The organism is Aquamicrobium terrae (assembly GCF_040545735.1).
In the GTDB taxonomy this organism is placed as follows: Bacteria; Pseudomonadota; Alphaproteobacteria; order Rhizobiales; family Rhizobiaceae; genus Mesorhizobium; species Mesorhizobium terrae_A.
The window spans coordinates 379,201-403,821 of record NZ_JBEPML010000002.1 but is presented as its reverse complement, the minus strand read 5'-3'; the positions used below and the strand labels follow the sequence as shown (position 1 = coordinate 403,821).

The following is a 24,621-nucleotide window of genomic DNA, read 5'->3' as shown; positions in this document are numbered from 1 at the left end:
TCAAGACAATCCGGCCAAGGTTCTTTACATGAAAGGCGCCTGCGTCGGGAACCCCACGCCAGGGAACCGGATTCGCACCCACCAGAGGACGCAGGGCCAAGTTGAGCACGACAGCGCTTGATCATTCGGGCAGTCCCCTGACAGGCATAGCCCTGAAAGTCATGTCAGTCGCGGTTTTCGTGGCGATGTCGGCCTTCATCAAGGCGGCGGGGGCGCTGCCGGCGGGGCAGGCGGTCTTCTTCCGCTCCTTCTTCGCCATTTTCCCCATATTGCTGTTTCTCGGCTGGCGGCGCGAACTGCGCACCGCCTTCGCCACCAAGCGGCCGTTCGGCCATACGGCGCGCGGCTTCGTCGGCGTCTGTTCCATGGGCCTGATCTTTTTCGGGCTGGCCCGCCTGCCGCTGGCCGACGCCATCACGCTGAACTACGCCCAGCCCCTGATGGTGGTGATGTTCAGCTCGCTGTTCCTGGGAGAGGCCATCCGCATCTACAGGTGGGGCGCGGTGGCCATCGGCCTCGTGGGGGTCGTCATCATCTCCTGGCCGGAACTGACCCTGCTGCGTTCGGGGTCGGCGATGGACGACCAGCAGGTGCTGGGCGTGATGGCGGCGCTTGCCGGGGCCGCGACCTCCGCCGTCGCCGTCATACTGGTGCGCAACCTCGTCCACAGCGAACGCACCGCCACAATCGTGCTGTGGTTCTCCTTGATGGCCAGCGTCATTTCGCTGGGCAGCTTGCCGTTCGGCTGGGAGGCGCTTACGGCGACGCAGGTCGCCCTGCTCATTGCCGGCGGCATTTGCGGCGGCGTCGCCCAGATCCTCATGACCGCCGCCTATCGCCACGCCGAGATCTCGGTGGTCGCGCCTTTCGAATACACCTCGATCATCCTGGCCATCATCATCGGCTACATGGTGTTCGGCGACCTGCCCACCATTCACATGCTGGCCGGCGGCGCGATCGTGGTGGGGGCGGGGATGTTCATCATCTTCCGCGAGCGCCAGCTCGGGCTGGAGCGGGCGAGAGCGCGCAAGGTCACGCCGCCGCAGGGGTGACCCCGTCCTGACCTCAGGACAGGGACCGCAGCTTCATCTTCGCTTCGAGGAAGTCGCGCCAGGCCAGCCGCTTGTGCGCCGGCGTGCGCAGCAGATAGGCCGGATGCAGCGTCGGCATGGCCGGGATTCCGATGCCCGACGGCCCGGAATAGACCCTCCAGTTGCCGCGCAGCCGCAATATGCCTTCGGTGGTGTTGAGCAGCGTCTTGGCGGAGGCGCCGCCGAGATGGACGAGTATCTTCGGCCCGACCAGTTCGATCTGGCGCTCGATGAAGGGGCGGCATATTTCGGTTTCCTGCGGCGTTGGGGCCCGGTTGCCGGGCGGCCGCCACGGGATGACGTTGGCGATGTAGACCTTGCTGCGGTCCAGATCGATCGCCTTCAGCATACGGTCGAGAAGCTGGCCGGAGCGGCCGACGAAGGGCTTGCCTTCGATGTCCTCGTCGCGTCCCGGGGCCTCGCCCACGAACATGATGCTTGCCTCGGGGTTCCCGTCGGCGAACACCAGATTCTTGGCGGTGAGCTTGAGATTGCAGCCGTCGAATCCGGCCATACGCTCGCGCAATTCGTCGAGCGTCGAGGCGCTCGCCGCAAGCTCGCGCGCAAAGGCGATCTGCTGGCCGTCCGGAACGGCGGCCGGCTGGGCCGGCGGGCGTGCGGCGGGTGGTGTCGTTGGCGGCGGGGCCTGTTTTTGCGCCTGTGGCCGATGCCCTGGGTCTTCGCCTGCCGGCTGGGCGCCCGGCCGGGGTTGCGGCGCCCGCTCCTCGAACCGGTTCGCCGGCACGTCGTCCAGGGCCTCGTCCACGCCGGCCTCGGCATAGAAGGCCAGCAAGGCGTGGATGTCGGCATTGCTGTCGGGGGCGGCTGCGCTCATGGGGCCACATTCGGCGCATCGGCCGGCATTTTCAAGTCACGACGAGGGAATGCGCGGGTCTTGCACCAGATAGAATGTCCAGCGCGGCGTGAAATCGGTGATCACGAACTGGAAAGACACCGTGCTCAGCGGGTCGACCTGCCCAGCGGAGAACAACAGCCGGTCATAGGGCTCGAAATCGCGGTGGAAACGGGCGAAGGCGCTGGAGAAGATGGTTTCCGGCGAGCGGTTGCGCTGGTCGAAGGACAGGCCGTCGCCGAAGGTGCTCGGCCGGTCGCGCATCTCCTGCAGCTCGAACTCGAATTCGATCCAGGGGTGGCCGCTGTTGTTGAGGATGTCGATGCGCAGGTAAAGCACCATGAGGTGGCCGTCGCCGGGCAGGCGAGGCATCCGCCGGATCGCGTTGTGGATGGTCAGCGTCGCCGGGGTTGCGGAGCGGAACTCTTCCATCACCACCAGCGGGTCGTCCGACGTGCCGGACCCGCCGACCGCCGTGATGGTGAAGTCGCCGAGTTCGTCCGAGAGCGCATAGGGACCCGCAGGCCACATGCCGCCCTCTTCGGCGAGGCTCGGGGAAGCGCCAAGCATCACCGGAACAAGGGCCAAAACCGCAAGTTTCCGGACCCTGCCGAGCGGTTTCGTCAGGCGCAGCTGCGGCAGGCCGGGCCATCCATAGGTGCGCATTGGCGCAGTATTGCCGATATGCGGGCCGGCGCACACTCAATTGTGCGTTGGCGTGTGTCAAGATGACCACAAGCGGCGGGCGCCAAGGGGTTGCCGGCGTATCGGGGCAGTCTTCAGGCATATGACGAGCCGGCTCACGATAGTATTTTGACGTTTACGTTCACGTAAAAATCTGCGACGTTAGGCTGCAATGAAAATTCCGGTATGCCGTTTCTGTCGGTTCCCCGTCGCAAACCGATGCGCTATGGAGCGCTGGAGCCAGCACAGTATCGGCAAGCCAATGCGGAGGGATTGATGAGCGATATCGAGCGGGAGAGCATGGAGTTCGACGTGGTGATCGTCGGCGCCGGTCCGGCCGGGCTGGCCGCGGCGATCCGTCTAAAGCAGGTCAACCCCGAGCTTTCCGTCGTCGTCCTGGAAAAGGGCGGCGAGGTCGGCGCGCATATCCTTTCCGGCGCCGTGGTCGACCCGATCGGGATCGACAGGCTGCTGCCCGGCTGGCGGGAGGAAGACGACCATCCCTTCAAGACGCCGGTGACCGCCGACCATTTCCTGGTGCTGGGTCCTGCCGGCTCGGTCCGCCTGCCCAATTTCCTCATGCCGCCCCTGATGAACAATCACGGCAACTACATCGTCTCGCTCGGCAATGTCTGCCGCTGGCTGGCCGGCAAGGCCGAGGCGCTGGGCGTCGAAATCTATCCCGGCTTCGCCGCCGCCGGGCTGATCTACAATGACGAGGGCGCCGTCACGGGCGTCTACACCGGCGACATGGGCGTCGAGCGCGACGGCTCGCATGGACCCAATTTCGCCCCCGGCATGGCGCTGATGGGCAAATATGTGCTGATCGGCGAAGGCGCGCGCGGCTCGCTCGCCAAGCAGTTGATCGAGAAATACGACCTTGCCGCCGGTCGCGAGCCCGGCAAGTACGGCATCGGCCTCAAGGAACTGTGGCAGGTCAAGCCGGAGAACCACAGGAAGGGCCTCGTGCAGCACTCCTTCGGCTGGCCGCTCGACATGAAGACCGGCGGCGGCTCGTTCCTCTACCATCTGGAGGACGATCTGGTCGCCGTCGGTTTCGTCGTCCACCTGAACTACAAGAACCCGTATCTGGCGCCCTTCGAGGAGTTCCAGCGCTTCAAGACGCATCCGGCCATTCGCGGCACCTTCGAGGGCGCCAGGCGTATCGGCTATGGCGCGCGCGCCATCACCGAGGGCGGCTGGCAGTCGGTGCCGAAGATGTCGTTCCCCGGCGGCGTGCTGATGGGCTGCTCGGCCGGTCTCGTCAACGTGCCGCGCATCAAGGGTTCGCACAATGCGGTGCTGTCCGGCGTCATGGCTGCCGACCATGTGGCCGAGGCCATTGCCGCGGGCCGCGCCAATGACGATCTCGTCTCCTATGAGCAGGCCTGGCGCGGGTCCGACATCGGCAAGGACCTGAGGCGGGTGCGCAACGTCAAGCCGCTGTGGTCGAAGTTCGGCACGCTGGTCGGCGTCGGCCTCGGCGGCCTCGACATGTGGATGAACACCTTGTTCGGGGTTTCACCCTTCGGCACGCTCAGGCACGGCAAGACCGATGCCGCCGCGCTGGAGCCGGCGTCGAAGCACAGCAGGATCGACTATCCCAAGCCGGACGGCGTTTTGACCTTCGACCGCCTGTCTTCGGTCTTCCTGTCCAACACCAACCATGAGGAAGACCAGCCGGTTCACCTTCAGGTCAAGGACATGGCCTTGCAGGAACGGTCCGAGCACGATGTCTTTGCCGGTCCCTCGACGCGCTATTGCCCGGCCGGTGTCTATGAATGGGTCGATGCCGACGGCAATGCGGCGGCCGATCCGAACGCGAAGGACGTGCGCTACGTCATCAACGCGCAGAACTGCGTCCACTGCAAGACCTGCGACATCAAGGACCCGAACCAGAACATCAACTGGGTGCCGCCCCAAGGCGGCGAAGGTCCGGTCTACGCAAACATGTAGGGAATTACGGGGCTTCGGCCCCGTTTTTCTTTTCCGGAGCAATTCCGGTTCAGGTGGAATCGCCCCTCATCCCCCTGCCGGGACCTTCTCCCCGCTTGCGGGGAGAAGGAAGCCGTCCGCAACGCTGGTGACCCCCCTCTCCCTGCTTGCGGGGAGAGGGTAAGGGTGAGGGGCAACTTCAAGGGTAAGGCGCCGTTTCCGGCAAAACCTGAAATACTCTAGCCGCGCAACTGTTCGCGTGAGACGGTGGCGGTTTCCCGCTCGTCCTCGGGCTCTTCCGGCTGCGGGCGTAATGAGAATTCGACCAGCAGCGGCATATGGTCGGAACCGACGGGCTCCAGCCGTTCGATCGAATGCACGGTGATGTCGCCCTTGGCGAATACATTGTCGATCGGCAGCCCGGCGAACAGCAGGGCGTGCGGCAGCCGCCGGTCGATCCAGGTCGGTCCGGGCGAGGGCACGATGGCGAAGCCGCCCGCTTCCGCGATATCGTGTGCGGCCGCACTCCACGGCGTCGAATTGAGGTCGCCGGCAAGGATCGCGTTATCGCGCAGCGTGGACAGCGGCTGGCGCAGGTCCGCGATCTGCTCGGCCTGCGGGAAGGGCCATGGCCAGCCGAGATGGAGCGACCCGATATCGACCGCCACGCCTCCGAAATCCACGGACGTGACCGTCAACGACAGCAGCCGGTGGCAACTCGGCTCGCCGCCATCGGCAAACGGCCGTCGCGACAGCACGGCCACGCCGAACCTGGGGTCGCGGCTTTCGCACATGATGCGGTTGGGATAGGCGCTTTGCAGGAGGTTCAGTTTTTCCTCCCACATCTCGCTGACCTCGGACAGGGTCACCACGTCCGGCTGCACGCGGCCGATCAGCGACAACACCTTTTCGGGTGCCGCATTGTCGTAGCGCAGGTTGAGTTCCATCAGGCGGTAGACGGCCTGATCGGCCGGCTTGATGGGGAAGGCGGTTGCGGCCATTCCGAACGGAAGGCGCATCGCGGCCGTTGTCGATGAAAAGGCGCTTGTCGCAAACACCAGCGCCGACAGCGCCAGCACCCTGTAGGGGGAAAACAGCAGGACAAGCGCCAGAACCGCTGTCACGGCGGCCAGATGCACGCGGAAATGGGCGAAGGAATCGAAGGCGGGGTGGAGGCTGCCGAAAAAGCCGAGCATCAGCCCCAGCGATGCCGCAATCATGCAGGGAAGAAGAAGGGGCCGGATGCTGCGTGTCATGGGCGATGCTTGTGGAACAAATTGCGGCTCATTGATGGTGGCGAGGTGCTTGCGTAGGATGCATGCCCGAAATGAGCTTCTAGATACAGGGAAAACCGTGTGAGGGCGACTGCCGTATCCCTGCCGCTTCTGGCGGCCGCTCTTGTGTTCGCCGCCATCTCGCCGGCCGTGGCCGGCGGCGAGGTTATCGAACGCGTGCAAGCCTATTCCATCTCGGGAAAGACCCCGATCGAGCTTTACCGCTCGATCGGGGAAGAGGGGCCGAAAAGCGGCGTCGGGCGGGCGATCGCGCACACCACCTTCAAGCTGACATGGCGCCGGGACTATCGCCCTCAGGGCACCTCATGCACGCTGGTTTCGGCAATTCCGCGCCTCGTCATCACCTACACCTTGCCGAAACCCTCGCAGGCCCTTCCGTCCGAGACGAAGAAGCGCTGGGATGTCTTCATCGACGGCATCAAGCGCCATGAAGAGGTACATGGCGTGCACATGAAGGAGATGGTGGCCGAGATCGAGGCCAACACCATCGGCGTCACGGCCGAGAACGACCCCGGCTGCAAGAAGATCAGGCAGGACATCCAGGCGCCGCTGGCGGCGGCCTCGCAGCGCCAGCGCCAGCGCAGCCGCGACTTCGACCGGGTGGAAATGGCCGAAGGCGCCAACATGCACCGTCTCATTCTTGGGCTGGTGAACGGCGAATAAAGCAATTCCAGGAAAAGTGGTTCCCGGTTTTCCGTCTGGAATTGCGTAGTGCAGACCAGTTCGCTGCTACTGGAAAGCCGTCTCCGTAAAGCTGCGCAGCTTGCGCGAATGCAGCCGTTCCATCGGCATTTCCGACAGTTTCTCCATCGCCTTGATGCCGATGGTCAAATGCTGCGCGACCTGCCGCTTGTAGAACTCGCTGGCCATGCCGGGCAGCTTCAGTTCGCCGTGCAGCGGCTTGTCGGAAACGCACAGCAGCGTTCCGTAAGGCACGCGGAAGCGGAAGCCGTTGGCGGCGATGGTGGCCGATTCCATGTCGAGCGCGATGGCGCGCGACTGGGAAAGCCGCTGCACCGGGCCACGCTGGTCGCGCAGTTCCCAGTTGCGGTTGTCGATGGTGGCGACGGTGCCGGTGCGCATGATGCGCTTGAGGTCGTAGCCGGACAGGCCGGTCACCTCCGCGACCGCCTCCTGCAGGGCCACCTGGATCTCGGCCAGCGCCGGCAGCGGTATCCACACCGGCAGGTCGTCGTCGAGCACGTGGTCCTCGCGCACATAGGCATGTGCCAGAACATAGTCGCCCAGCGCCTGCGTGTTGCGCAGGCCGGCGCAGTGGCCGAGCATCACCCAGGCATGTGGGCGCAGCACGGCGATATGGTCGGTGATGGTCTTGGCGTTGGAGGGGCCGATGCCGATATTGACCATGGTGATGCCCCCATGGCCGGGTTTCTTCAGATGGTAGGCCGGCATCTGCGGCAGGCGCACCAGCGCCCCGTCCGGGCTGCGGTCTTCACCGGCTTTGGTGACGAAATTGCCCGGTTCCACGAATTCCGAATAGCCGCCGCCGCCTTCCGCCATCAATTGGCGGGCGCGGGCCACGAACTCGTCGATATAGAACTGGTAGTTGGTGAACAGCACATAGTTCTGGAAATGCTGCGGACTGGTGGCCGTGTAGTGCGGCAGCCGGTGCAGCGAATAATCGACGCGCTGGGCCGTGAACGGCGCCAGCGGCCGCGCCTCGCCAAGCCCCACCTCGAAGGTGCCGTTGGCGATGTGATCGTCGGTGCCGTCGAGGTCCGGCACGTCGAACAGGTCGCGGATGGGCCGGCGCAGCCTTTCCGCCACCGAGCCCTCGACATAGCTGCCTTCGAGGAAGGCGAAATGCAGCGGGATCGGCGTCGTCGATTCCTGCACGGTCACCGGCACGCCGTGATTGCGCATGATCAGGCGGAATTGCTCGGTCAGGTAGCTTGCGAACAGGTCCGGCCGGGTGATGGTGGTGGTGAAATTCCCGGGCAGGGGCATGTGGCCGTAGGCCTGCCGCGAATCCACCTGCGTGAAGGAGGTCGTCGTGACCCCGACTTCCGGGTAGAAGGCCCGGTAACGCCGGTTGATGTCGCCGCCCGATGCCAGGCCGGTGAAGGAATCGCGCAGGAAGCTGGTGTTGCGGTCATAGATGCGGCGCAGCGCCGCCACCGCTTCGGCGGGGTCGTCGAAGCTCTCCGGCTGCACCGGTTCGGGCGTGACGATCGTCTCGATGGCTTGCGGATAGATTCGATTTTCCATGGCCCACTATACGGCCATGGCCGGAGGCTGGGGAAGGGGGCTGGCACAGCCTGCCCGATGTTCGTTCACACCCGCTGCAGGCTCACCAGCAGGACGAAGCCCATGCCCTTCTTCTTCAGCGAGGGGGCCTCGATGGTCAGGCCCATATCGCCGCGCACCATGGGAACGGCGAGCACCGGGGCGGCCAGCAGGGCCAGGATGAGCGCTGCCCTGGGCATGAGCCGCAGGATGGTCAGGCTGTTGTCGATGATCGCGTTCATGGTTCCGTTCCGTGTTCTGGCCGTCAGCGGCCCATCTTGCCCGTGCAGCCGAGCAGGCATTTGCCGGCGCGGACCTCGTCCCAGTGGCGGGGCTGGCGCCCGGCTTCTGCCACGATCAGGGCAAAGCCGATGCCGAACAGCGTGGCCAGCAGGCAGACGATGGTGAAGCGGCGAGCGAGCATGTCGTTTCCCTCAATATGGAAAGACGATCGCATCCGGTGCCTGAACTCACTCTGAGGGGACCGTTCATCTGAGGTTCAAAATTATTGACGCTGCTTAACCGGGCCCGGTTATTGCGCCGGCCGTCAGGGCGCCTATGTGCTTGGACAGGCCACGAAACCGCCGGAGAAAGACGAATGACGACGCAGACCGCTCCCATCGAACTGCACTATTGGCCCACGCCCAATGGCCACAAGATCACGATCTTCCTGGAGGAAGCAGGCATCCCCTACGAGGTGCACTATGTGAACATCGGCCGCGGCGAGCAGTTCGAGCCGTCCTTCCTGAAGATCGCGCCCAACAACCGCATGCCGGCCATCGTCGATCCGGAGGGTCCGTCTTCGGATGGAAAATGGGGCGGGCAACCGATCTCGGTGTTCGAGTCCGGCGCCATCCTGCAATATCTCGGCCGCAAGTTCGGCAGGTTCTACCCGGCGGACGAGCGCCAGCGCACCGAAGTCGATCAATGGCTGTTCTGGCAGATGGGCGGCCTCGGCCCCATGGCCGGGCAGGCGCACCATTTCCGCCAATATGCGCCGGAGCAGATCCAGTACGGCATCGACCGCTACACCAACGAGGTGAACCGGCTTTACGGCGTGATGGACAAGCGCCTTGCCGACCGGGACTATCTGGCCGGCGACTATTCGATCGCCGACATGGCGGCGTTCCCTTGGGTGCGACCCTATCGCAATCAGGGACAGGATCTGGAGGACTTCCCGAACCTCAAGCGCTGGTTCGATACCATTGCCGCGCGCCCGGCCGTTCAGAAGGCGGTTGAAGTCGGGCAGGATCACCGCAACAACCTGGCCGAAGACAAGGAAGCGCAGAAAATCCTGTTCGGCCAGAAGGCGCGGGCCTGAACATCCGCATTTCGAAACGGAGGCCGCCGGATGCCGGCGGCCATTGCCTTTCCTACTGGCGGGTGAGCTTTTCGCTCTTGCAGATCAGCCCGCCCAGAACGCAGCCCGAAAGCGAAAGCGTGTTGCCGGAAACGCTGGCCTTGCCGTTGTAGGTCTTGCCCTCGTCCAGCTTGTTGACCGTGCCCTTGTAGGCGCCGCCGCTGCCGTTCATGCAGCCGATCGACTTGCCCTTGTATTCGCCGGTCATCACCGTGCCGCAATATTTGGTGCCGCTGCCGGCATAGGAGATCAGCGTGCCGTTGGGCCGCTTCCATGTGCCTTCGATCGGATCGGCCAGAGCCGTGCCGGCCGTCATGATTAGGGCGAATGCCGCCACGCCGGTAATGCGAAACATGTCTCCTCCCTGAGCGCTGCGTTTCCTCTTACGCAAACGTAAGCTAGTGCAGTCCCGTGCAAAGCGAAAGCCGTACCGCTGGGGAAGATCGCGGAAATAATGAGGGCTCTTTTGGAGCCTCCGGAAACCGGGATCGCAAAACCGATGCGATGCCGTGGTTAGCGAAGCGTTGAATTCAGGGTCTGAAAATTCGGTAAAATTCGAAACAAAAGCCCGCGAATCCAGGCCTTTCCATCGTTAACGAACCGTCACGTTTACCTATTGTTTTAGCTTTGTTTTCTTCAAATTAAGCACGTCTTTTTACGGCGAATTCAAGCCCCTGGGGCATTCTCGAAAGCATCGAAAGGGCAGCCTCCCGGTTTCAAGAAAGAGGCGCTCTCGCAAACGGGACAGGGGTTTGAAATGGCACGTTTTGAAATGCACGAAGCTGGTTTCGGCACCATGGGCGCGACGGCGCAGGCCGATATCCTTTTCGAACTGGGCATGATGTACGCCACGGGCCGCGACTGCGACGTCGACCAGGTTGCCGCCCACAAGTGGTTCAACATCGCCGCCATCAAGGGTTCGGCCCGCGCCGCGGAACTGCGCTCGGAAATCTCGGCTACCATGTCGAAAGCCGATCTGGCCCGGGCCCTGCGCGAGGCGCGTGAATGGATGACGATGCACTGATCTGAACGAAAAGCCGCGCGCAGAACGCGGCGACGACCAGGCGGCGGTTGCTCCAACAACCGGCCGCGACGACAGGGAAGGCGTGGAAATAACAACGGCGCGGGGGCGCTTATACCAACTTCACGCACAGCCGGGCCGCGACCGATCGGAACAAGATCGGCGCGGCTTCGGCTTTTATGGCAGGTTCAGGTGAAATCGCCCTCATCCCCCTGCCGGGACCTTCTCCCCGTGAACGGGGAGAAGGAAGATGGCCGCAACGCCGGTGTTTTCCCTCTCCCCGTTTGCGGGGTGAGGAGCCGTTTCCGGCAAACCTGAAAGGCTCTGGCGCTGCGTGTTATTCGCCGGCCTCGGCGAAGCGCACCAGCGTTGCGCCGTCGGTCACCTGGCTGCCTTCCGTGGCGATTTCCGCGACCACGCCGTCATGCGGGGCAGCGATGGTGTGCTCCATCTTCATCGCTTCCAGGACCAGCAGCGGCTGGCCCTTGGCGACCGTGTCGCCCACGGCGGCGCGCACCACCTTGACCAGGCCCGGCATCGGCGCGCGCAGGCTGTCCGCGCCGCCGCCGGCTTCTTCCGCCCGCTCCAGCGGATCGGGAACCGAAAACATATAGCTCACCGGCCCGTCGAATATGGTGATGTGCCCGGGCCATCTGGCAAGGCGAGGAGGTGGGTTACCCCCACCCCTGACCCCTCCCCACAAGGAGGAGGCGGATCTTTTGCTTTCGTGTGTTTCCTTCTCGCTGAGGCGCGGCGCTTCGGAATCCCCCATCCCCTTGTGGGGAGGGATTAGGGGTGCGGGTATCAACGCGATTTCCGTTTTCCCGTTGACGACCGACACAGCCGCCCTGATCTCCTGCTCGCCATATCTGAGCGCCACCCGCTTCGGCGCGGCATGGAAATGGGCGTAGCCGGCGAGCGCCGACCACGGGTCGTCCGGGCTTGCCGTTTCGGAAAGGCCGGAAACGGCCAGCGCGGCAGCCGTCACAAAGCCTTCCGAAGGCTCTGGAATGGCGGTCAGCGCATCCTGTTTGCGGCCGATCAGGCCCGTATCGACATCGCCAGCCGCGAAATCCGGGTCGGCGGCAAGGGCGGCGAGAAAGGCGGTGTTGACCGTCGAGCCGGCGATTTCCGTCTCCGCCAGCATGTCGCCGAGCGCGTCGAGCGCCGTTTCGCGGTCGGGACCGTGCACCACCAGCTTGGCGATCATCGGGTCGTAGAAGGGCGAGATCGTATCGCCCTCGCGCACGCCGGTTTCCACCCGCAGCGATGTGCCCGGCGCGGGCTCATCCGGAAACCACAAATGGTGCAGCGTACCGGTCGCGGGCAGGAAGCCCTTGGCCGCATCTTCCGCGTAAAGGCGCGCCTCGAAGGCGTGGCCGTTCAGCTCGATCTCGTCCTGACGCTTCGGCAGCGCCTCGCCATAGGCGACGCGCAACTGCCATTCGACCAGATCGACGCCGGTGATCATCTCGGTCACCGGATGCTCGACCTGGAGGCGGGTGTTCATCTCCATGAACCAGAAGCGGTCGGGGCGCAGTCCCTGCGAGGCATCGACGATGAACTCGATGGTGCCGGCACCGGAATAGGAAATGGCCTTGGCCGCCGTCACCGCGGCCTCGGTCATCTCCGCCCGCATTTCGTCGGTCATGCCGGGGGCGGGGGCTTCCTCGATCACCTTCTGGTGGCGGCGCTGCGCCGAGCAATCGCGCTCGAACAGATGGACGACGTTGCCGTAATTGTCGCCGAACACCTGCACTTCGATGTGGCGCGGCTTCTCGACATATTTTTCGACAAGCACCCGGTCGTCGCCGAAGGCGGCCTTGGCCTCGCGCCGCGCCGAGGACAGCGCTTCCGCGAAATCGTCCGCATGGTCGACGCGGCGCATGCCGCGCCCGCCGCCGCCGGCGCGGGCCTTGATCAGCACCGGAAAGCCGATCTCGGTGGCCTTGGAGGCAAGCAGCACGATGTCCTGCGCCTCGCCGTGATAGCCCGGCACCACCGGCACGCCGGCCTTTTCCATCAGCCGCTTGGCGGCGTCCTTGAGGCCCATGGCGCGGATCGAGGTGGCGGAAGGGCCGATGAAGATCAGCCCGGCATTCACCACCCGGTCGACGAAATCCGGATTTTCGGACAGGAAGCCATAGCCGGGATGGATGGCTTCCGCGCCGGTCATCAGGGCCGCGGCGACAATGCGCTCGCCGTCGAGATAGCTCTCTGCCACCGGGGGCGGGCCGATGCGCACCGCCTCGTCGGCCATGGCGACATGCATGGAGCCCGCATCGGCGTCGGAATAGACGGCGACGGTCGCCACGCCCATGCGCCTTGCGGTGCGGATGATGCGGCAGGCGATCTCGCCGCGATTGGCGATGAGGATTTTAGAGAACATTGGACTGGTCGGCTCCCGTCCGGTCTATGGAAAAGTCCCTGTCGTTTCGCAGGAATTTCAGAGGCTTGTCGGCTCCCTCGTACAGAATCATGAAATCGGAGTAGATTTTCACGAGGCGGCATTTCTCGCAGCCGGCAATGGTGACATATGCGTTGTTGCGGGAAGAAATATTCCAATGGAAACTCGAATATCCATGAAAGAAAAGAACGGTCAGGACAAAAAAATATGGAAAGGAATTGAACGAGCGTTTTCTTCTCTGTCTTGTCGAAAATTCTATACAGGAAGCGAATTATGAATGGAGACAGGGATATGAGAATGATCGTTACGGGAAAATCGATTGTCTCCTTCCTGCTAATCAGGAGCAATATCACGCCTGCGATAAGCATCGACACGATCATGAATAGGTGGGATTTTTTGCTGAAATCGAAATCGTTCTTCGTAAATTTAAGAACGCCGTTTCCAACGACATACAGAAGCAAAACGAATGGAAGAAGATATATCGTTCCGTTCAGAAAATCATTATAAGACAGTGTCGTCACGATTCCTGTTTCGGTTGGAAGCAGGAAGCCGAAATTGTATGAAGATGATGCTGCAATCGTCGCAATGATGATTGCTGGAAGGTCTTTCTGGATCTCCGAAAATACTTGCATCCCTACATCCTGAACAGGCCGAACTTGGTCTCGGGAATGGGCGCGTTGAGCGCGGCCGACAGCGAGAGGGCCAGCACCTCGCGGCTCCGGGCCGGGTCGATGATGCCGTCGTCCCACAGGCGCGCCGAGGAATAGAGCGGATGGCCCTCGCGCTCGTATTTCTCCAGCGTCGGGCGCTTGAACTCGGCTTCCTCCTCGGCGCTCCAGGTGCCGCCCTTGCGCTCGATGCCCTCGCGCTTGACCAGCGCCAGCACCATGGCCGCCTGCTCGCCGCCCATCACCGAAATGCGGGCGTTGGGCCACATCCACAGGAAGCGGGGCGAATAGGCGCGCCCGCACATGCCGTAATTGCCGGCGCCGAACGAGCCGCCGATGATCATCGTCACCTTCGGCACGCGTGCCGTGGCCACCGCCGTCACCAGCTTGGCGCCGTCCTTGGCGATGCCGCCGGCCTCGTATTTCTTGCCGACCATGAAGCCGGTGATGTTCTGCAAGAACACCAGCGGGATGCCGCGCTGGCAGCACAGCTCGATGAAATGCGTGCCCTTGAGCGCGCTTTCGGAGAACAGCACGCCATTGTTGGCGATGATGCCCACCGGCATGCCATGGATATGCGCGAAGCCGGTCACCAGCGTCGTGCCGTAGTTCTGCTTGAACTCGTCGAAGTCGGAGCCGTCGACGATGCGGGCGATCACCTCGCGCACGTCATAGGGCTGGCGCAGGTCGGTCGGCACGATGCCATAGAGTTCGCGCGGATCGTGAAGCGGCGGAATCGGGTCGCGAAGATCGAGCCCGATCTCCTTCTTTCGATTCAGGTTTCTGACGATGCGCCGCGTGATCGCCAGCGCATGCTCGTCGTCCACCGCCAGATGGTCGGCCACGCCGGATTCGCGCGTGTGCAGGTCGGCGCCGCCCAGTTCCTCGGCGCTCACGTCCTCGCCGGTCGCGGCCTTCACCAGCGGCGGGCCGCCGAGGAAGATCGTCGCCTGCTTGCGCACCATGATCGATTCGTCGGCCATGGCCGGCACATAGGCCCCGCCAGCGGTGCACGAGCCCATCACGCAGGCGATCTGCGGAATGCCGGCCGCCGACAGGGTTGCCTGGTTGTAGAAGATGCGCCCGAAATGCTCGCGATCCGGGAACACCTCGTCTTGATTGGGCAGGTTCGCCCCACCGGAATCGACCAGATAGACGCAAGGCAGGTTGTTCTCGCGGGCGATCTCCTGCGCCCGCAGATGCTTCTTCACGGTGATCGGATAATAGGTGCCGCCTTTCACGGTGGCGTCGTTGACCACGACCATCACCTCGCGCCCCTCGACGCGGCCGATGCCGGCGATCATGCCGGCCGAGGCGATGTCGCCGCCATACATGTCCCAGGCGGCGAACTGGCCGATCTCGAGAAAGGGCGAACCGGCATCGAGCAATTGCGCCAGCCGCTCGCGCGGCAGCAGCTTGCCGCGCGAGACATGCCGCTGGCGGGCTTCGTCCGAGCCGCCGCGCTGCACCGTTGCGGCCTTTGCGGCAATGTCCTCCACGAGCGCGCGCATGCGCTCGTCATTGGCGCGGAAGGTGTCGGAGGAGGGGGAGATTTGCGAGCGAAGCGTGGCCATTGACGGAACCTATATGATATCATATTTTGATAGCGTTAGGGTTGCGCATGATGTGCGACGGCTGGCAGCAACACAGACAATGCTGCCGAAGTCATTTCTCGTGGAGATTGTCATGCGCGGCAAGCACAGGGCCACACTTGAAGCTATTTTCACCGATCCGGTCAGTGGCTCGATCAAATGGCGCGAGGTTGAAGCACTTCTGATCGCCTGTGGAGCACAAGTGTCCGAAGGAAGCGGCTCTCGGATCAGGTTCACCATAGGAGACGAAACCTTGTTTCTCCACCGCCCGCATCCTTCGCCGGACACGAAGCGCTGGGCAATACGCGAAATCCGCCAATTCCTGGTCAATGTTGGGATACGATAGTGAGACTTTACAAGGGATATTCGGGATCGATCGAGTTCGACGACGAAGACATGGTTTTCCATGGGCGCGTCCTCGGCCTTCGTGATATCGTGACTTTTGAGGCTGATAGTGCCGAGAATCTGGTGAAGGCCTTCCACGACAGCGTCGACGATTACCTTGCATTTTGTGAAGAGCGGGGCGTGGAACCGCAAAAGCCTTATTCCGGGAAGCTCGCGCTCAGAACGACGCCGGAAATCCATGCCTTGCTGAGCAAGGCGGCGTCTTATGACGGCAAGTCCATCAACCAGTGGATTTCCGATACGCTGGCTGAGGTTGCCCGCAAGCGCGTGGACGAAGGTTCCACGAAGGTGCACACCCGCGCGCACTAGTTCTCCTCGCTCATGATCTCGCGGCCGATCAGCCAGCGGCGGATTTCGCTCGTGCCGGCGCCGATTTCGTAGAGCTTGGCGTCGCGCAGCAGGCGGCCGGTCGGATAGTCGTTGATGTAGCCATTGCCGCCCAGAAGCTGGATGGCGTCGAGCGCCGTCTGCGTCGCCTTTTCCGCAGCATAGAGAATGCAGCCGGCGGCATCCTTGCGCGTGGTCTGGCCACGGTCGCAGGCCGATGCCACGGCATAGACATAGGCGCGGCAGGCGTTCAGCGTCGTGTACATGTCGGCCAGCTTGCCCTGCACGAGCTGGAAGTCGCCGATCGGCCGGTCGAACTGCTTGCGCTCGCGCGCATAGGGCACCGCCACGTCGAGGCAGGCGGCCATGATGCCGAGCGGCCCGCCGGCCAGCACGGTGCGCTCATAGTCGAGCCCGGACATCAGCACCTCGACGCCCTTGCCCTCCTCGCCCAGCACGTTCTCGAACGGCACCTCGACATTGTCGAACACCAGCTCGCCGGTGTTGGAGCCGCGCATGCCGAGCTTGTCGAGCTTCTGCGCCACCGAGAATCCCTTGAAATCCTTCTGGATCAGGAAGGCGGTAATGCCGCGCGACTTTCGCTCCGGGTCGGTCTTGGCGTAGACCACCAGCGTGTCGGCATCCGGCCCGTTGGTGATCCACATCTTGGTGCCGTTGAGCACGAAGCGGTCGTTCTTCTTCTCGGCCCTCAGCCGCATCGACACAACGTCGGATCCCGCGCCGGGCTCCGACATGGCGAGCGCGCCGACGGCCTTGCCCGCGCACAGCGTCGGCAGGTACTTTTCCTTCTGCGCCGGCGTGCCCCAGCGGTTGATCTGGTTGACGCACAGGTTGGAGTGCGCGCCATAGGAGAGGGCGACCGAGGCCGAGGCGCGGGAAAGCTCTTCCATCGCCACGACATGGGCGAGGTAGCCCATGCCGGTGCCGCCGAAGGCCGGGTCGGCGGTCATGCCGAGCAGGCCGAGCCCGCCCATTTCCTCCCACAGATGGGCCGGAAACTCGTTGCTGCGGTCGATCTCGGCGGCCAGCGGCGCGACCTTCTCCTGCGCGAAGCGGTGCACGAGGTCGCGCAGCGCTGCGACGTCTTCCTCAAGCCCGAAGTCGAGTGCCTGCGTGTACATGATGGGTCTCCCGGTTCGTTGACGCCCCGACGAGGCGCATTGTCATGGAAAGATAGGTCCGCGTCACGCCCTCCACCGAAAGCCGCTCGTCCGGCCGGAACCAGACGATGACGCCGGTGATCATCTGGATGATCGCCATGGCGGTGAGCCCGATGTCGTCCAGATCGAAGGCGCCGCTTTCCGCGCCCTCGCGCAGCATGGCCCGCAGTTCCTTTTCGTAGGCGCCGCGCAGCTTGAGGATGAAGGTCAGCCGCTCCGGCGACAGGCTGCGCAGTTCCATGTTGGAGATATGGGTTTGCGCGCGCCGCGCGATGTGGAAGGCGATGTGGTTCTCGACGAAGGCGGCGAGCCGCGTGGTGGCGTCGTCCGTGGCGGGGCGGGCGTCGCTCCAGGCTGAAAGCAGCGCTTCCATGTGCTCGCGCATCAGGATGAAAAGCAGCTCTTCCTTGGTGGGAAAGTAGCGGTAGAGCGCGGCCGGTTGCACGCCGACCCGCGCGGCGAGCTGGCGCATGGAAACGGCTTCGTAGCCATGGCGCGCGATCAGGTCGACGGCCGCCTCGCGGATCGCCGCTTCCGTTCGTTCGCCGTCCGAACCTGTCGTGCGCGCCATCGGTGTTCCTCCGGATACATTAATAAAACGTACGTTCAATTAATTCAAGAGGAGGCCATACGGGCCGGGCGGCAAGCAGCAAAGGCGGAAGGTCAGGTGTCGTCCTGCGCCGGGCGGGAGCGTCCCTTGCCGAGCACCATGCCGGCGGCGGCAAGGGCAAGACCGAGGCCGGAAAAGGCGGCGAGGCTGGGCAGATGCGTCGGTATCTCGCTCCATATGGGGCGCACCACGCTCGCCGTATCGAATGTTTCGCCGCTGTACTGGCACAGCACGAAGGACGATTGCTTGCGCACCATATCCGCATCGATGCGCGATATGAGGTCTTCCACCGCCGTCTTGCTGGCCGAGGTCTCGCGCATATGGGTCAGCAGCGCGTGGGCCGCCGACAGATAGGCGTGGGCGCATTCGTTGAACGGGCTTTCCTCGTCGCCCAGCGTGCCGGGAACGAGACCCCACAGGCAGTAGGTGTACTGGATGTTGCCGTAGTTCAGCAGCCGCACGAAGGTGTCGTCCACCTGCCGCTCCTGCGCCGCGAGCTTCATGATCTCGCTGCGGTAATCGGCGATCACGGCCATCTGGCCGTGCGACAGGCTGGCGATCGGTATGCCCTGGATTTCGGCCGGATTGATCCGCCGATGCGCCTCAGCCGCAGGTGAAGCAAGGCAGGTCGCGAAAACCGCAACAAGAAACGCGGCACGCGCCGAGAAGGGAGCGTGCCGCGTCATGGCATTTCTCAGGCCGTCCGGGCGCGTGCGCCGGGCAGGGCGCGCTCGGCAACCGCGCCGAAGGCAAGGCCGATCACCGTCCACAGCACGGCATGCATGCCGAGCGAGGAGGTGCGGAAGCGCCAGAGCAGGTCGGCCGAATAGCCTTCCGGAATCTCGTTCACCGTCGGCAGCGCATGTTGGGCGATGGCGATGATGACGATGAAGGCAAGGCCGCCGGCGATTCCCGCGTTCCAGCCGCCGAGCTGGCTCCACAGGCGCTGCGCCAGCACCACGGCGACGACAGCCGCGATGATGGACACGATCAGCATGACGAAGAACAGTTCCGTGCGCGCGCCGATCGTTTCAGGGTTGCCGACAGCCGGCGGCGTTGCCGGGTATTTCAGCGCCGGCACCAGCACCACGGCGATGAAGGCGGCGACGGCCAGCAGCCCGGCGGTGGCGCGCGGACCCAGGGTGACCGCACGCCCATAGACATAGGCGAAGACGAGGGAGAACAATCCGCCGATGGCGGCGCCGTAGACGACCGAGCCGGTCAGCAGGCCGAGGCCCGCCTGCGTCTCGCGGCTGACCAGTTCCTCCTCTTCCTCGGCGGGCTCGCCGGAGGCGGCAGCCATCGCTTCTTCATAGGCGATGGCGCTGTCGATATGCGGCTCCCCGTAGATACGGGCGAATCCGAACGCGAAAAGTCCGGCGAGGATGCCGACCAGCATCCCGCGAAGCAGAAGATTTCCAACCATGGCGCTATGCTTTCAGTGGCAGGGGAAGCCGAGGAGGTGGCGCGCGTCATGAACAAATTCATGCGTGCTCAGGCTCGAGAACAGGGTGGTGGCCCCTTCTTCCGCGCCGACGAAATAGATGGCCAGCACCATGAGCAACCCGCCGAAAACGGCCCATGGCATGATTTCGCGCACCGGAATCGGACGGATTTCCGGTGCGAATGTGATGTCAGACATTGTGCTTCTCCCTGGGATACTGCGTCCCGTCATTGCAAGCTGGGGAGACGGACCAAGGCCTGACTTCCGGCATTATGCCGATCACAGTGGCGCGACCGCGCTGGATTTTCACCAGCTTCCAGATCCGTAACCTTTGCCGACACTAGTCGCCGTCATGTATGGCTGTCAATCAAGCGAAGGAGGATGCATGACAGGGCGGCTGACGCTGGTGTGCTGCGGCGCGACGGAGGCGACCCGGCGCGGGGCTTTTCCGCGTGACGAGCCGCTGGAGCCTGCTGCCCTTGCACAGGCGCAGAAGCTGGCCGGGAACCTGCCTCGCGCCGACCGCGTATGGCATGGCCCCGCCCTGCGCGCCGTCCAGACCGTTGCCGCCCTCGGCCTGCACGGGGAGGCGGTGGAGGCCCTTCGCGACCAGGATTTCGGCACCTGGGCCGGGCGCAGGCTTGCCGAACTCGATCCGGCGGACCTGGCGGCATGGGTGTCCGACCCGGCAACCGCGCCGCATGGCGGTGAATCGCTGAACGACCTCAGGCATCGCGTGTCGGCCTTGCTGAAAGAGAGCCTCGGCCTGTCCGGGCATACGCTCGCGGTCACCCACCCGTCGGTCATTCGCGCCGCTGTCTGTGCGGTGCTTGACGCCCCGCCGCAAGGTTTCTGGTCGGTCGATGTCGAGCCGCTTGGCCTGACCCGGTTCACCAGCGACGAACGCCGCTGGGCCTTGCGGATCGCGTCGCTCTAGCGCCGCTTATCCGGCCCGCGCCGCCGCCAGTGCCTTCGGCATTTCCTCGGCCAGAACATCGAGTTCGTGGTCGAGCCCGACGCTGATGCGAATGCAGCGGTCCAGCCCCGCCACCATCGGCTTGCGGATGAACACGCCGCGCGCCAGCAGCGCCTCCATCAGTTTCAGCGCGAAGGCTCCGTCGCGGCCGCAGTCCACGGCGACGAAATTCGTTGCGGAGGGCAGGGCCTGCAAGCCATTGTCCGCGGCTATTGCCGTGATGCGGCGGCGCCCGGCATCCACCTTGCGCACCACCTCGGCCAGCCAGGCCTGGTCCTCCAGCGCCGCCTCGCCGGCGATCTGCGCCATGCGGCTGACGCCATAATGGTTGCGGATCTTCTCGAAGGCGGCAATCACCGTCTCCTCGCCGATGGCATAGCCGCAGCGGATGCCGGCGAGCCCGTAGGCCTTCGAGAAGGTGCGCATCCGCACGACGTTCGGCCGTGTCACGTCGATTGCGGGCAGGGCGGAAGCCGGTGCGAGTTCGCAATAGGCCTCGTCCAGAATGAACATCGTCGTTTCCGGCAGCGCCTCGATGAAGCGGGTCACGTCGTCCGCCTCCCACCAGCTTCCCATCGGATTGTCGGGGTTGGACAGGTAAACCAGCCGGGCATTTTCACGGCGTACCGCATCGAGCAGCCCGTCGAGGTTTTCGCGGTCGTTCTCATAGGGAACGGACACCAGCCTGCCGCCCACGTTCGCGACATGGAAATTGAAGGTCGGATAGGCGCCCAGCGACGTCACCACCGGCTCGCCGGGCGAAACATACATGCGCGTCAGCAGGCTGAGCAGCCCGTCTATGCCTTCCCCGACGACGATGTTCTGCGGCTTGACGCCGTGATGGGCGGCGGCCGCGAGTTTGAGGTCGTGATTGTCGGGGTCGCAATACATCCACATGTCGGGCGCCGTCTCGGTCATGCAGGCTATGACGCGCGGCGAGGGCCCGAAGCTGCTTTCGTTGGCCCCTATACGGGCACGGAATTTATGTCCGGTGGCGCGCTCCTGCGCCTCCGGCCCGACGAAGGGAACGGTGGAGGGCAGGGCCTCGATGACAGGGGTGAAAGGAGGATGGATGGGCATGGCAATCCTGTTGTCGAACCGGATTGCAGCTAAGCCAAGTGGCAGGTGCTGCGCAAGCATCTGCTGACTGAACTCTGCCTCTTATCCCTTCCTGAAGAGGCGAATCGGAGCTTTGGCCTTGTGCGTGGCCCGGTTGGGCGCACCCTTGGCAGGGTGAAATTCCGGCATCGCGGAAACGTGCGGCTGCCAGCAGGTTCTTGCAGGATTGGCAGACTCCTCCGGCCGCTCAAGAAAGAGCTTCTTGACGTCGAGGTTGCAGCCCCGGTGGACGTCGTGCCTGCGCTTCCCGCATCCTGATTGTAGAACATCGTGCAATTCACGCCAGCGCCGACATAAGGCTTGAAGGCGCCGAAATCGGTGAAATGTACTGCAGGGTAAGGGTCGGAGGCAGCATCCAGACCTTGCCGAGACTCTCCCAACCGGGCCCGGCGCTTGCGCGGGAAGCGGCAGGGATCACCGGAAGAGATTTCTTGTACCGGGGAAAAATTGCGCGAAGGAGAATCGTGTGGAACCTGTTCCCCGATTTTCTCCTCCTTGCCTTGTGGGTTTCTGCGCCATTCTGCAAATAGCTGCGCTCAACCGCGAGATTGAGCCTTGCCAAACTGACGGAAACCCTTAGAAAGCGCGCTGTGGAGAGGTGGCCGAGTGGTCGAAGGCGCTCCCCTGCTAAGGCCGGATTACCATCGAGCCAGTCCGTTGTAACCTCTTGAAATTGCTTCTTTTCGCATTGATGTTCGTTGTTTGGCGGACCTTATTCCCCCAAATTTCCCCCGCTCATAATCGGAAAGCGATTTCCGGTTAAGAACGCGGTCGCGATTGAGCCATTCGCGGAGATCACCATCGGGGATTTCAGGCAGAGGCATGATATGCGCGGTGCCATGGCGAACAGCGTCATCGTAGTTTGACTTGGCGGTCCCCCAATAAATGTTCCCATGTGTATTGTTGTCCTTGCAGCCATCGTTGTGGCACGCCATGGAATCAGGCCGAGGCGCAGGCCCGTGAAAGGCAAGACATACGAGGCGGTTAACAGGCTTCCATAGCCTTTTGCCGTCGATCCACACCGCAACGCGCCAATACCCGTCCTCCTTGAGGGACTGCGTCAGGATAAGAGGTTCTCTCCCATGGCGGATACGGCGTATTTCGCCATCCTCGCTTGCTTCATAGGAGGGCAAATCAGGGATTTGTCGCCATGTGCTCATGGCAGAAACATACGCTTAAGCACTTGTTTTTGCTACAAGCGGAACGACTTTACCCCAATTTTCCCCCACAGTTGTGAAATCCCAGCCCTTCGTAAACGCCTCGGCGCCGATCTCCGGCGTTCCGAGTTTCACGTAGCGCTCATGCTCGTTTGAAAGCCACCCACCTTCCTCCTTCAGGCGCAGCGTGTCCTTCGTCTGCGCGTAGAACCATGTTGCCCACGAATGGCGGCATACATGAGGAGTGATGACCTTGGGATCGCCGCCGCCGTTCTCAACGGCTCGCGCGAAAGCCGTTCTGACCTGACCTCCTCTGCCCACCTTCTCGGTGAAGGCTTTGCCATCGAACCGACGGAACAGTGGCCCAGGCTCACCGATATTTGGAAGAACCGATAGGGCTGCAACCACCCGCGGCTGCAAGGTCACCCTCCTCTCATGTCCGTTTTTGGGATCGCGAAGCATTGCCCATCGTCCTTGAAGGCTGACATCGTCGCGCCCATCGATGGCGAAAGTCTCACCGGCACGGGTGCCCTGACCAAACCAGAATGTAATCAGAGCCGGCAGCCAAGGGCTGGGTTGGGTTGTTGCTGCCTGGATGATTGCGTCGGCCAGAGCGGGCATGACGAACATCGTCCTGGCGCCGCCGCCCTTTGGCGCCCGTAGTTTGTCGTCTTTCACAAAATTGATAATGGCGGATACCGGCACATAGAGATGTCGACGGATCGTGGCCGGCGCACGGCCGGGATAAATCGCGTTCGCCGCGCGTGTCATCGCCACATTGTCGATGTCACCAAGCCTCGTTTCTTGAAAATGCTCAAGAAGCCTATCGAGGAAGCGGGTATCCTTGCCGCTGTCGATGTAGGCCGTCATGGCCTTTGCAAACGACATATCCTGCCAGCCTGCCCGGGTTGGGGCTGTCTGTAGTTCTTGGATTATCTCCGCAAGTTTTTTCCTTGCTTCAGGCTTTGAAGTCTCGCCCGTGCTTCGTTCAACTCGGATACCGTTGAACGTGCCCCGCGCGATCCAGTATGGGCTTTTTGGGCGCTTTGTGAGGGTGAGCATCCTACCGGCTCCATTATCCTTTCAAGGTCATCGGGGGTGAAGAACATCGCCCTTCCGATCTGACGATAAGCGCCAATTTCCCGCGCTCGCTCCCTCAAAGCGCGCTCTGAAATCTCGACGCCTCGTTTCCACAGGATGTCCACAGCCTCGGCAGGCGAGATTGCACGATCCAGAATGGTCGCTGGCCTACCCATCGCGGCACCCTGGCGGAACAACAAGTCCCGTCCCCCGTTGCCACAGGGAAAGGAGGCCGACATGGCCGACACATCTGCCTGGTGGGACAAACCCGTGCATGTTTTCGTAACCGACAGCAGCGTTGTCGCCGTCACGCGCCTCGGCCGCGCCGTCGAGTTGCTGCTGGGCGACTGGCCGGGCGACGGTCCTGCCTATCTGGAGGCACGGAAAGCGGCGCTGGAGGCCTATTCCAACCCCGACAATGCTAAAGCGCAGGCCAAGGCCCAAGAGGCATTTGCCGAGGCCGCGCGCGAGGCCGGGATACTGGCGGATTGATGGGGTGCTAGTCATCCTTCCCCTCCGTGAGAGCGGAAAACAGGCTTGGAAAATTCAGCAGAGCCAGATCGCGGCGAAGGCCAAATATGCCGATGTCGTGAGCAAGAGCCGCCGCCTCTTTCGAATCAAACCAGCCAAATCGATGGATTTTCCCATCCAATTTCGCCATCGCTTGCCATGGGCGGACCTTCCCCTTCGGGTTGAAGCCTATTCCCCGATACCCATACTTGCTGCGGGGGGCAATATTCGCGGCATTGTGGCTGTGGGATACAATCCGCAGATTTGACTTTCTGTTGTTAAGGCCATTCCTGTCGATATGATCGACAATCTCTCCGGGTTTAGCACCGATGATAATCCGGTGCATCCTTAGGCATGGAGACCCTCTCCCGCCATGGCCGATGGCATATGACGTATTTCGACTGCGCTTCACCCACCACTTTCGGCCTTCAATCTTCGGAAGGTCTTCAGCGTCGATTATGGCAAACTCTCCACCGGAGAGTTCAATCGCGACCGCATCGTCGCGGTCGCTCCGCTGCGCCTCAGTCAGTCGCATCCTGCGCCTCCAGAGCTTTGAGTGCGGCGCGACCTGCGGGGGTGATGCGGTATCCACCTGAGAACTTTGACTTGCCTACCCTGACGGGGCATTCGACGGATGCCACGTAGCCAAGCCTCATCAT

General features: G+C 63.1%; 27 protein-coding genes, 1 pseudogene and 1 riboswitch. Of the genes and pseudogenes, 9 read left to right on the top strand and 19 right to left on the bottom strand.

Annotation, left to right across the window (positions count from 1 at the left end; genetic code table 11):
• Window positions 1–101: 101 nt before the first annotated feature.
• On the top strand, window positions 102–1,052 hold the full coding sequence (locus ABID37_RS04685; protein WP_354192933.1) for a DMT family transporter: 951 nt from the start codon (window positions 102–104) through the stop codon (window positions 1,050–1,052).
• Window positions 1,053–1,065: 13 nt separating this feature from the next.
• Here the strand turns inward: ABID37_RS04685 and ABID37_RS04680 are convergent, their stop codons facing one another.
• Window positions 1,066–1,926: a uracil-DNA glycosylase gene (locus ABID37_RS04680; protein WP_354192932.1), complete on the bottom strand. Its 861-nt coding sequence runs from the start codon at window positions 1,924–1,926 to the stop codon at window positions 1,066–1,068.
• Window positions 1,927–1,962: 36 nt separating this feature from the next.
• Window positions 1,963–2,475: a hypothetical protein gene (locus ABID37_RS04675; protein WP_354192931.1), complete on the bottom strand. Its 513-nt coding sequence runs from the start codon at window positions 2,473–2,475 to the stop codon at window positions 1,963–1,965.
• Window positions 2,476–2,904: 429 nt separating this feature from the next.
• Here ABID37_RS04675 and ABID37_RS04670 point away from each other — a divergent pair, with 429 nt between their 5' ends.
• Complete coding sequence (locus ABID37_RS04670) at window positions 2,905–4,584, top strand: electron transfer flavoprotein-ubiquinone oxidoreductase (protein WP_354192930.1); 1,680 nt, start codon at window positions 2,905–2,907, stop codon at window positions 4,582–4,584.
• Window positions 4,585–4,802: 218 nt separating this feature from the next.
• On the opposite strand, the gene ABID37_RS04665 is transcribed toward ABID37_RS04670, so the two are convergent.
• A complete protein-coding gene (locus ABID37_RS04665) occupies window positions 4,803–5,819 on the bottom strand; it encodes an endonuclease/exonuclease/phosphatase family protein (protein WP_354192929.1) in 1,017 nt (338 codons plus the stop codon).
• A 99-nt stretch (window positions 5,820–5,918) separates the two neighbouring features.
• Between ABID37_RS04665 and ABID37_RS04660 the strand changes: the two genes are divergently transcribed.
• The gene (locus ABID37_RS04660; RefSeq protein WP_354192928.1) at window positions 5,919–6,521 is read left to right on the top strand and encodes a DUF922 domain-containing Zn-dependent protease; all 603 of its coding nucleotides are present in this window, start codon (window positions 5,919–5,921) and stop codon (window positions 6,519–6,521) included.
• 66 nt (window positions 6,522–6,587) lie between these two features.
• Here ABID37_RS04660 and ABID37_RS04655 read toward each other — a convergent pair whose 3' ends face one another.
• The 3 genes from ABID37_RS04655 to ABID37_RS04645 form a co-directional block, all read right to left on the bottom strand.
• A complete protein-coding gene (locus ABID37_RS04655) occupies window positions 6,588–8,087 on the bottom strand; it encodes an AMP nucleosidase (protein ID WP_354192927.1) in 1,500 nt (499 codons plus the stop codon).
• A 65-nt stretch (window positions 8,088–8,152) separates the two neighbouring features.
• The gene (locus ABID37_RS04650) at window positions 8,153–8,347 is read right to left on the bottom strand and encodes a hypothetical protein (RefSeq protein ID WP_354192926.1); all 195 of its coding nucleotides are present in this window, start codon (window positions 8,345–8,347) and stop codon (window positions 8,153–8,155) included.
• Between the two features lie 23 nt (window positions 8,348–8,370).
• The gene (locus tag ABID37_RS04645; protein WP_354192925.1) at window positions 8,371–8,529 is read right to left on the bottom strand and encodes a hypothetical protein; all 159 of its coding nucleotides are present in this window, start codon (window positions 8,527–8,529) and stop codon (window positions 8,371–8,373) included.
• 174 nt (window positions 8,530–8,703) lie between these two features.
• On the opposite strand from ABID37_RS04645, the gene ABID37_RS04640 reads away from it, so the two are divergent.
• Window positions 8,704–9,426, top strand: coding sequence for a glutathione S-transferase family protein (locus ABID37_RS04640; protein WP_354192924.1), 723 nt, complete (start codon window positions 8,704–8,706; stop codon window positions 9,424–9,426).
• Window positions 9,427–9,478: 52 nt separating this feature from the next.
• Here the strand turns inward: ABID37_RS04640 and ABID37_RS04635 are convergent, their stop codons facing one another.
• Window positions 9,479–9,820, bottom strand: coding sequence for a DUF2147 domain-containing protein (locus ABID37_RS04635; protein WP_354192923.1), 342 nt, complete (start codon window positions 9,818–9,820; stop codon window positions 9,479–9,481).
• Between the two features lie 402 nt (window positions 9,821–10,222).
• Here ABID37_RS04635 and ABID37_RS04630 point away from each other — a divergent pair, with 402 nt between their 5' ends.
• Window positions 10,223–10,489: an SEL1-like repeat protein gene (locus ABID37_RS04630; protein WP_354192922.1), complete on the top strand. Its 267-nt coding sequence runs from the start codon at window positions 10,223–10,225 to the stop codon at window positions 10,487–10,489.
• A gap of 334 nt (window positions 10,490–10,823) precedes the next feature.
• Here ABID37_RS04630 and ABID37_RS04625 read toward each other — a convergent pair whose 3' ends face one another.
• Together ABID37_RS04625 and ABID37_RS04620 are read right to left on the bottom strand one after the other, a co-directional pair.
• The gene (locus ABID37_RS04625; RefSeq protein WP_354192921.1) at window positions 10,824–12,875 is read right to left on the bottom strand and encodes an ATP-binding protein; all 2,052 of its coding nucleotides are present in this window, start codon (window positions 12,873–12,875) and stop codon (window positions 10,824–10,826) included.
• A gap of 652 nt (window positions 12,876–13,527) precedes the next feature.
• Complete coding sequence (locus ABID37_RS04620) at window positions 13,528–15,135, bottom strand: carboxyl transferase domain-containing protein (RefSeq protein WP_354192920.1); 1,608 nt, start codon at window positions 15,133–15,135, stop codon at window positions 13,528–13,530.
• 112 nt (window positions 15,136–15,247) lie between these two features.
• Between ABID37_RS04620 and ABID37_RS04615 the strand changes: the two genes are divergently transcribed.
• Both ABID37_RS04615 and ABID37_RS04610 read left to right on the top strand, forming a co-directional pair.
• Complete coding sequence (locus tag ABID37_RS04615; RefSeq protein WP_354192919.1) at window positions 15,248–15,499, top strand: type II toxin-antitoxin system HicA family toxin; 252 nt, start codon at window positions 15,248–15,250, stop codon at window positions 15,497–15,499.
• Window positions 15,499–15,867 (top strand): type II toxin-antitoxin system HicB family antitoxin, encoded by a 369-nt coding sequence (locus ABID37_RS04610; RefSeq protein WP_354192918.1) that lies wholly within the window; start codon window positions 15,499–15,501, stop codon window positions 15,865–15,867. The genes ABID37_RS04615 and ABID37_RS04610 overlap by 1 nt, the downstream gene beginning before the upstream one ends.
• Here the strand turns inward: ABID37_RS04610 and ABID37_RS04605 are convergent.
• The 5 genes from ABID37_RS04605 to ABID37_RS04585 form a co-directional block, all read right to left on the bottom strand.
• The gene (locus tag ABID37_RS04605; protein WP_354192917.1) at window positions 15,864–17,027 is read right to left on the bottom strand and encodes an isovaleryl-CoA dehydrogenase; all 1,164 of its coding nucleotides are present in this window, start codon (window positions 17,025–17,027) and stop codon (window positions 15,864–15,866) included. The genes ABID37_RS04610 and ABID37_RS04605 overlap by 4 nt on opposite strands.
• Entirely contained in the window at window positions 16,996–17,637 is a 642-nt protein-coding gene (locus ABID37_RS04600; RefSeq protein WP_354192916.1) for a TetR/AcrR family transcriptional regulator, read from the bottom strand. Before ABID37_RS04600 ends, ABID37_RS04605 begins: the two co-directional genes overlap by 32 nt.
• A 92-nt stretch (window positions 17,638–17,729) precedes the next feature.
• On the bottom strand, window positions 17,730–18,362 hold the full coding sequence (locus ABID37_RS04595) for a hypothetical protein (RefSeq protein WP_354192914.1): 633 nt from the start codon (window positions 18,360–18,362) through the stop codon (window positions 17,730–17,732).
• Between the two features lie 8 nt (window positions 18,363–18,370).
• A complete protein-coding gene (locus ABID37_RS04590) occupies window positions 18,371–19,102 on the bottom strand; it encodes a CbtA family protein (RefSeq protein ID WP_354192913.1) in 732 nt (243 codons plus the stop codon).
• Between the two features lie 12 nt (window positions 19,103–19,114).
• Complete coding sequence (locus ABID37_RS04585; protein ID WP_354192912.1) at window positions 19,115–19,318, bottom strand: CbtB domain-containing protein; 204 nt, start codon at window positions 19,316–19,318, stop codon at window positions 19,115–19,117.
• Window positions 19,319–19,365: 47 nt separating this feature from the next.
• Window positions 19,366–19,446, bottom strand: a riboswitch (adenosylcobalamin (AdoCbl) riboswitch).
• Window positions 19,447–19,505: 59 nt separating this feature from the next.
• Between ABID37_RS04585 and ABID37_RS04580 the strand changes: the two genes are divergently transcribed.
• Window positions 19,506–20,057, top strand: coding sequence for a histidine phosphatase family protein (locus tag ABID37_RS04580; RefSeq protein ID WP_354192910.1), 552 nt, complete (start codon window positions 19,506–19,508; stop codon window positions 20,055–20,057).
• 6 nt (window positions 20,058–20,063) lie between these two features.
• Here the strand turns inward: ABID37_RS04580 and ABID37_RS04575 are convergent, their stop codons facing one another.
• From ABID37_RS04575 to ABID37_RS04560, 4 genes and pseudogenes are all read right to left on the bottom strand, one after another.
• Window positions 20,064–21,176 (bottom strand): pyridoxal phosphate-dependent aminotransferase, encoded by a 1,113-nt coding sequence (locus ABID37_RS04575; RefSeq protein WP_354192909.1) that lies wholly within the window; start codon window positions 21,174–21,176, stop codon window positions 20,064–20,066.
• Window positions 21,177–21,457: 281 nt separating this feature from the next.
• Window positions 21,458–21,597: pseudogene (locus tag ABID37_RS04570) on the bottom strand (OmpW family outer membrane protein); the annotation flags it as partial.
• 256 nt (window positions 21,598–21,853) lie between these two features.
• Entirely contained in the window at window positions 21,854–22,375 is a 522-nt protein-coding gene (locus ABID37_RS04565; RefSeq protein ID WP_354192908.1) for an NUMOD4 domain-containing protein, read from the bottom strand.
• Between the two features lie 15 nt (window positions 22,376–22,390).
• Window positions 22,391–23,434, bottom strand: coding sequence for a tyrosine-type recombinase/integrase (locus tag ABID37_RS04560; protein WP_354192906.1), 1,044 nt, complete (start codon window positions 23,432–23,434; stop codon window positions 22,391–22,393).
• A 255-nt stretch (window positions 23,435–23,689) separates the two neighbouring features.
• On the opposite strand from ABID37_RS04560, the gene ABID37_RS04555 reads away from it, so the two are divergent.
• Window positions 23,690–23,944, top strand: coding sequence for a DUF982 domain-containing protein (locus ABID37_RS04555; RefSeq protein ID WP_354192905.1), 255 nt, complete (start codon window positions 23,690–23,692; stop codon window positions 23,942–23,944).
• Between the two features lie 7 nt (window positions 23,945–23,951).
• On the opposite strand, the gene ABID37_RS04550 is transcribed toward ABID37_RS04555, so the two are convergent.
• The gene (locus ABID37_RS04550) at window positions 23,952–24,497 is read right to left on the bottom strand and encodes an HNH endonuclease (RefSeq protein ID WP_354192903.1); all 546 of its coding nucleotides are present in this window, start codon (window positions 24,495–24,497) and stop codon (window positions 23,952–23,954) included.
• Between the last annotated feature and the right edge of the window lie 124 nt (window positions 24,498–24,621).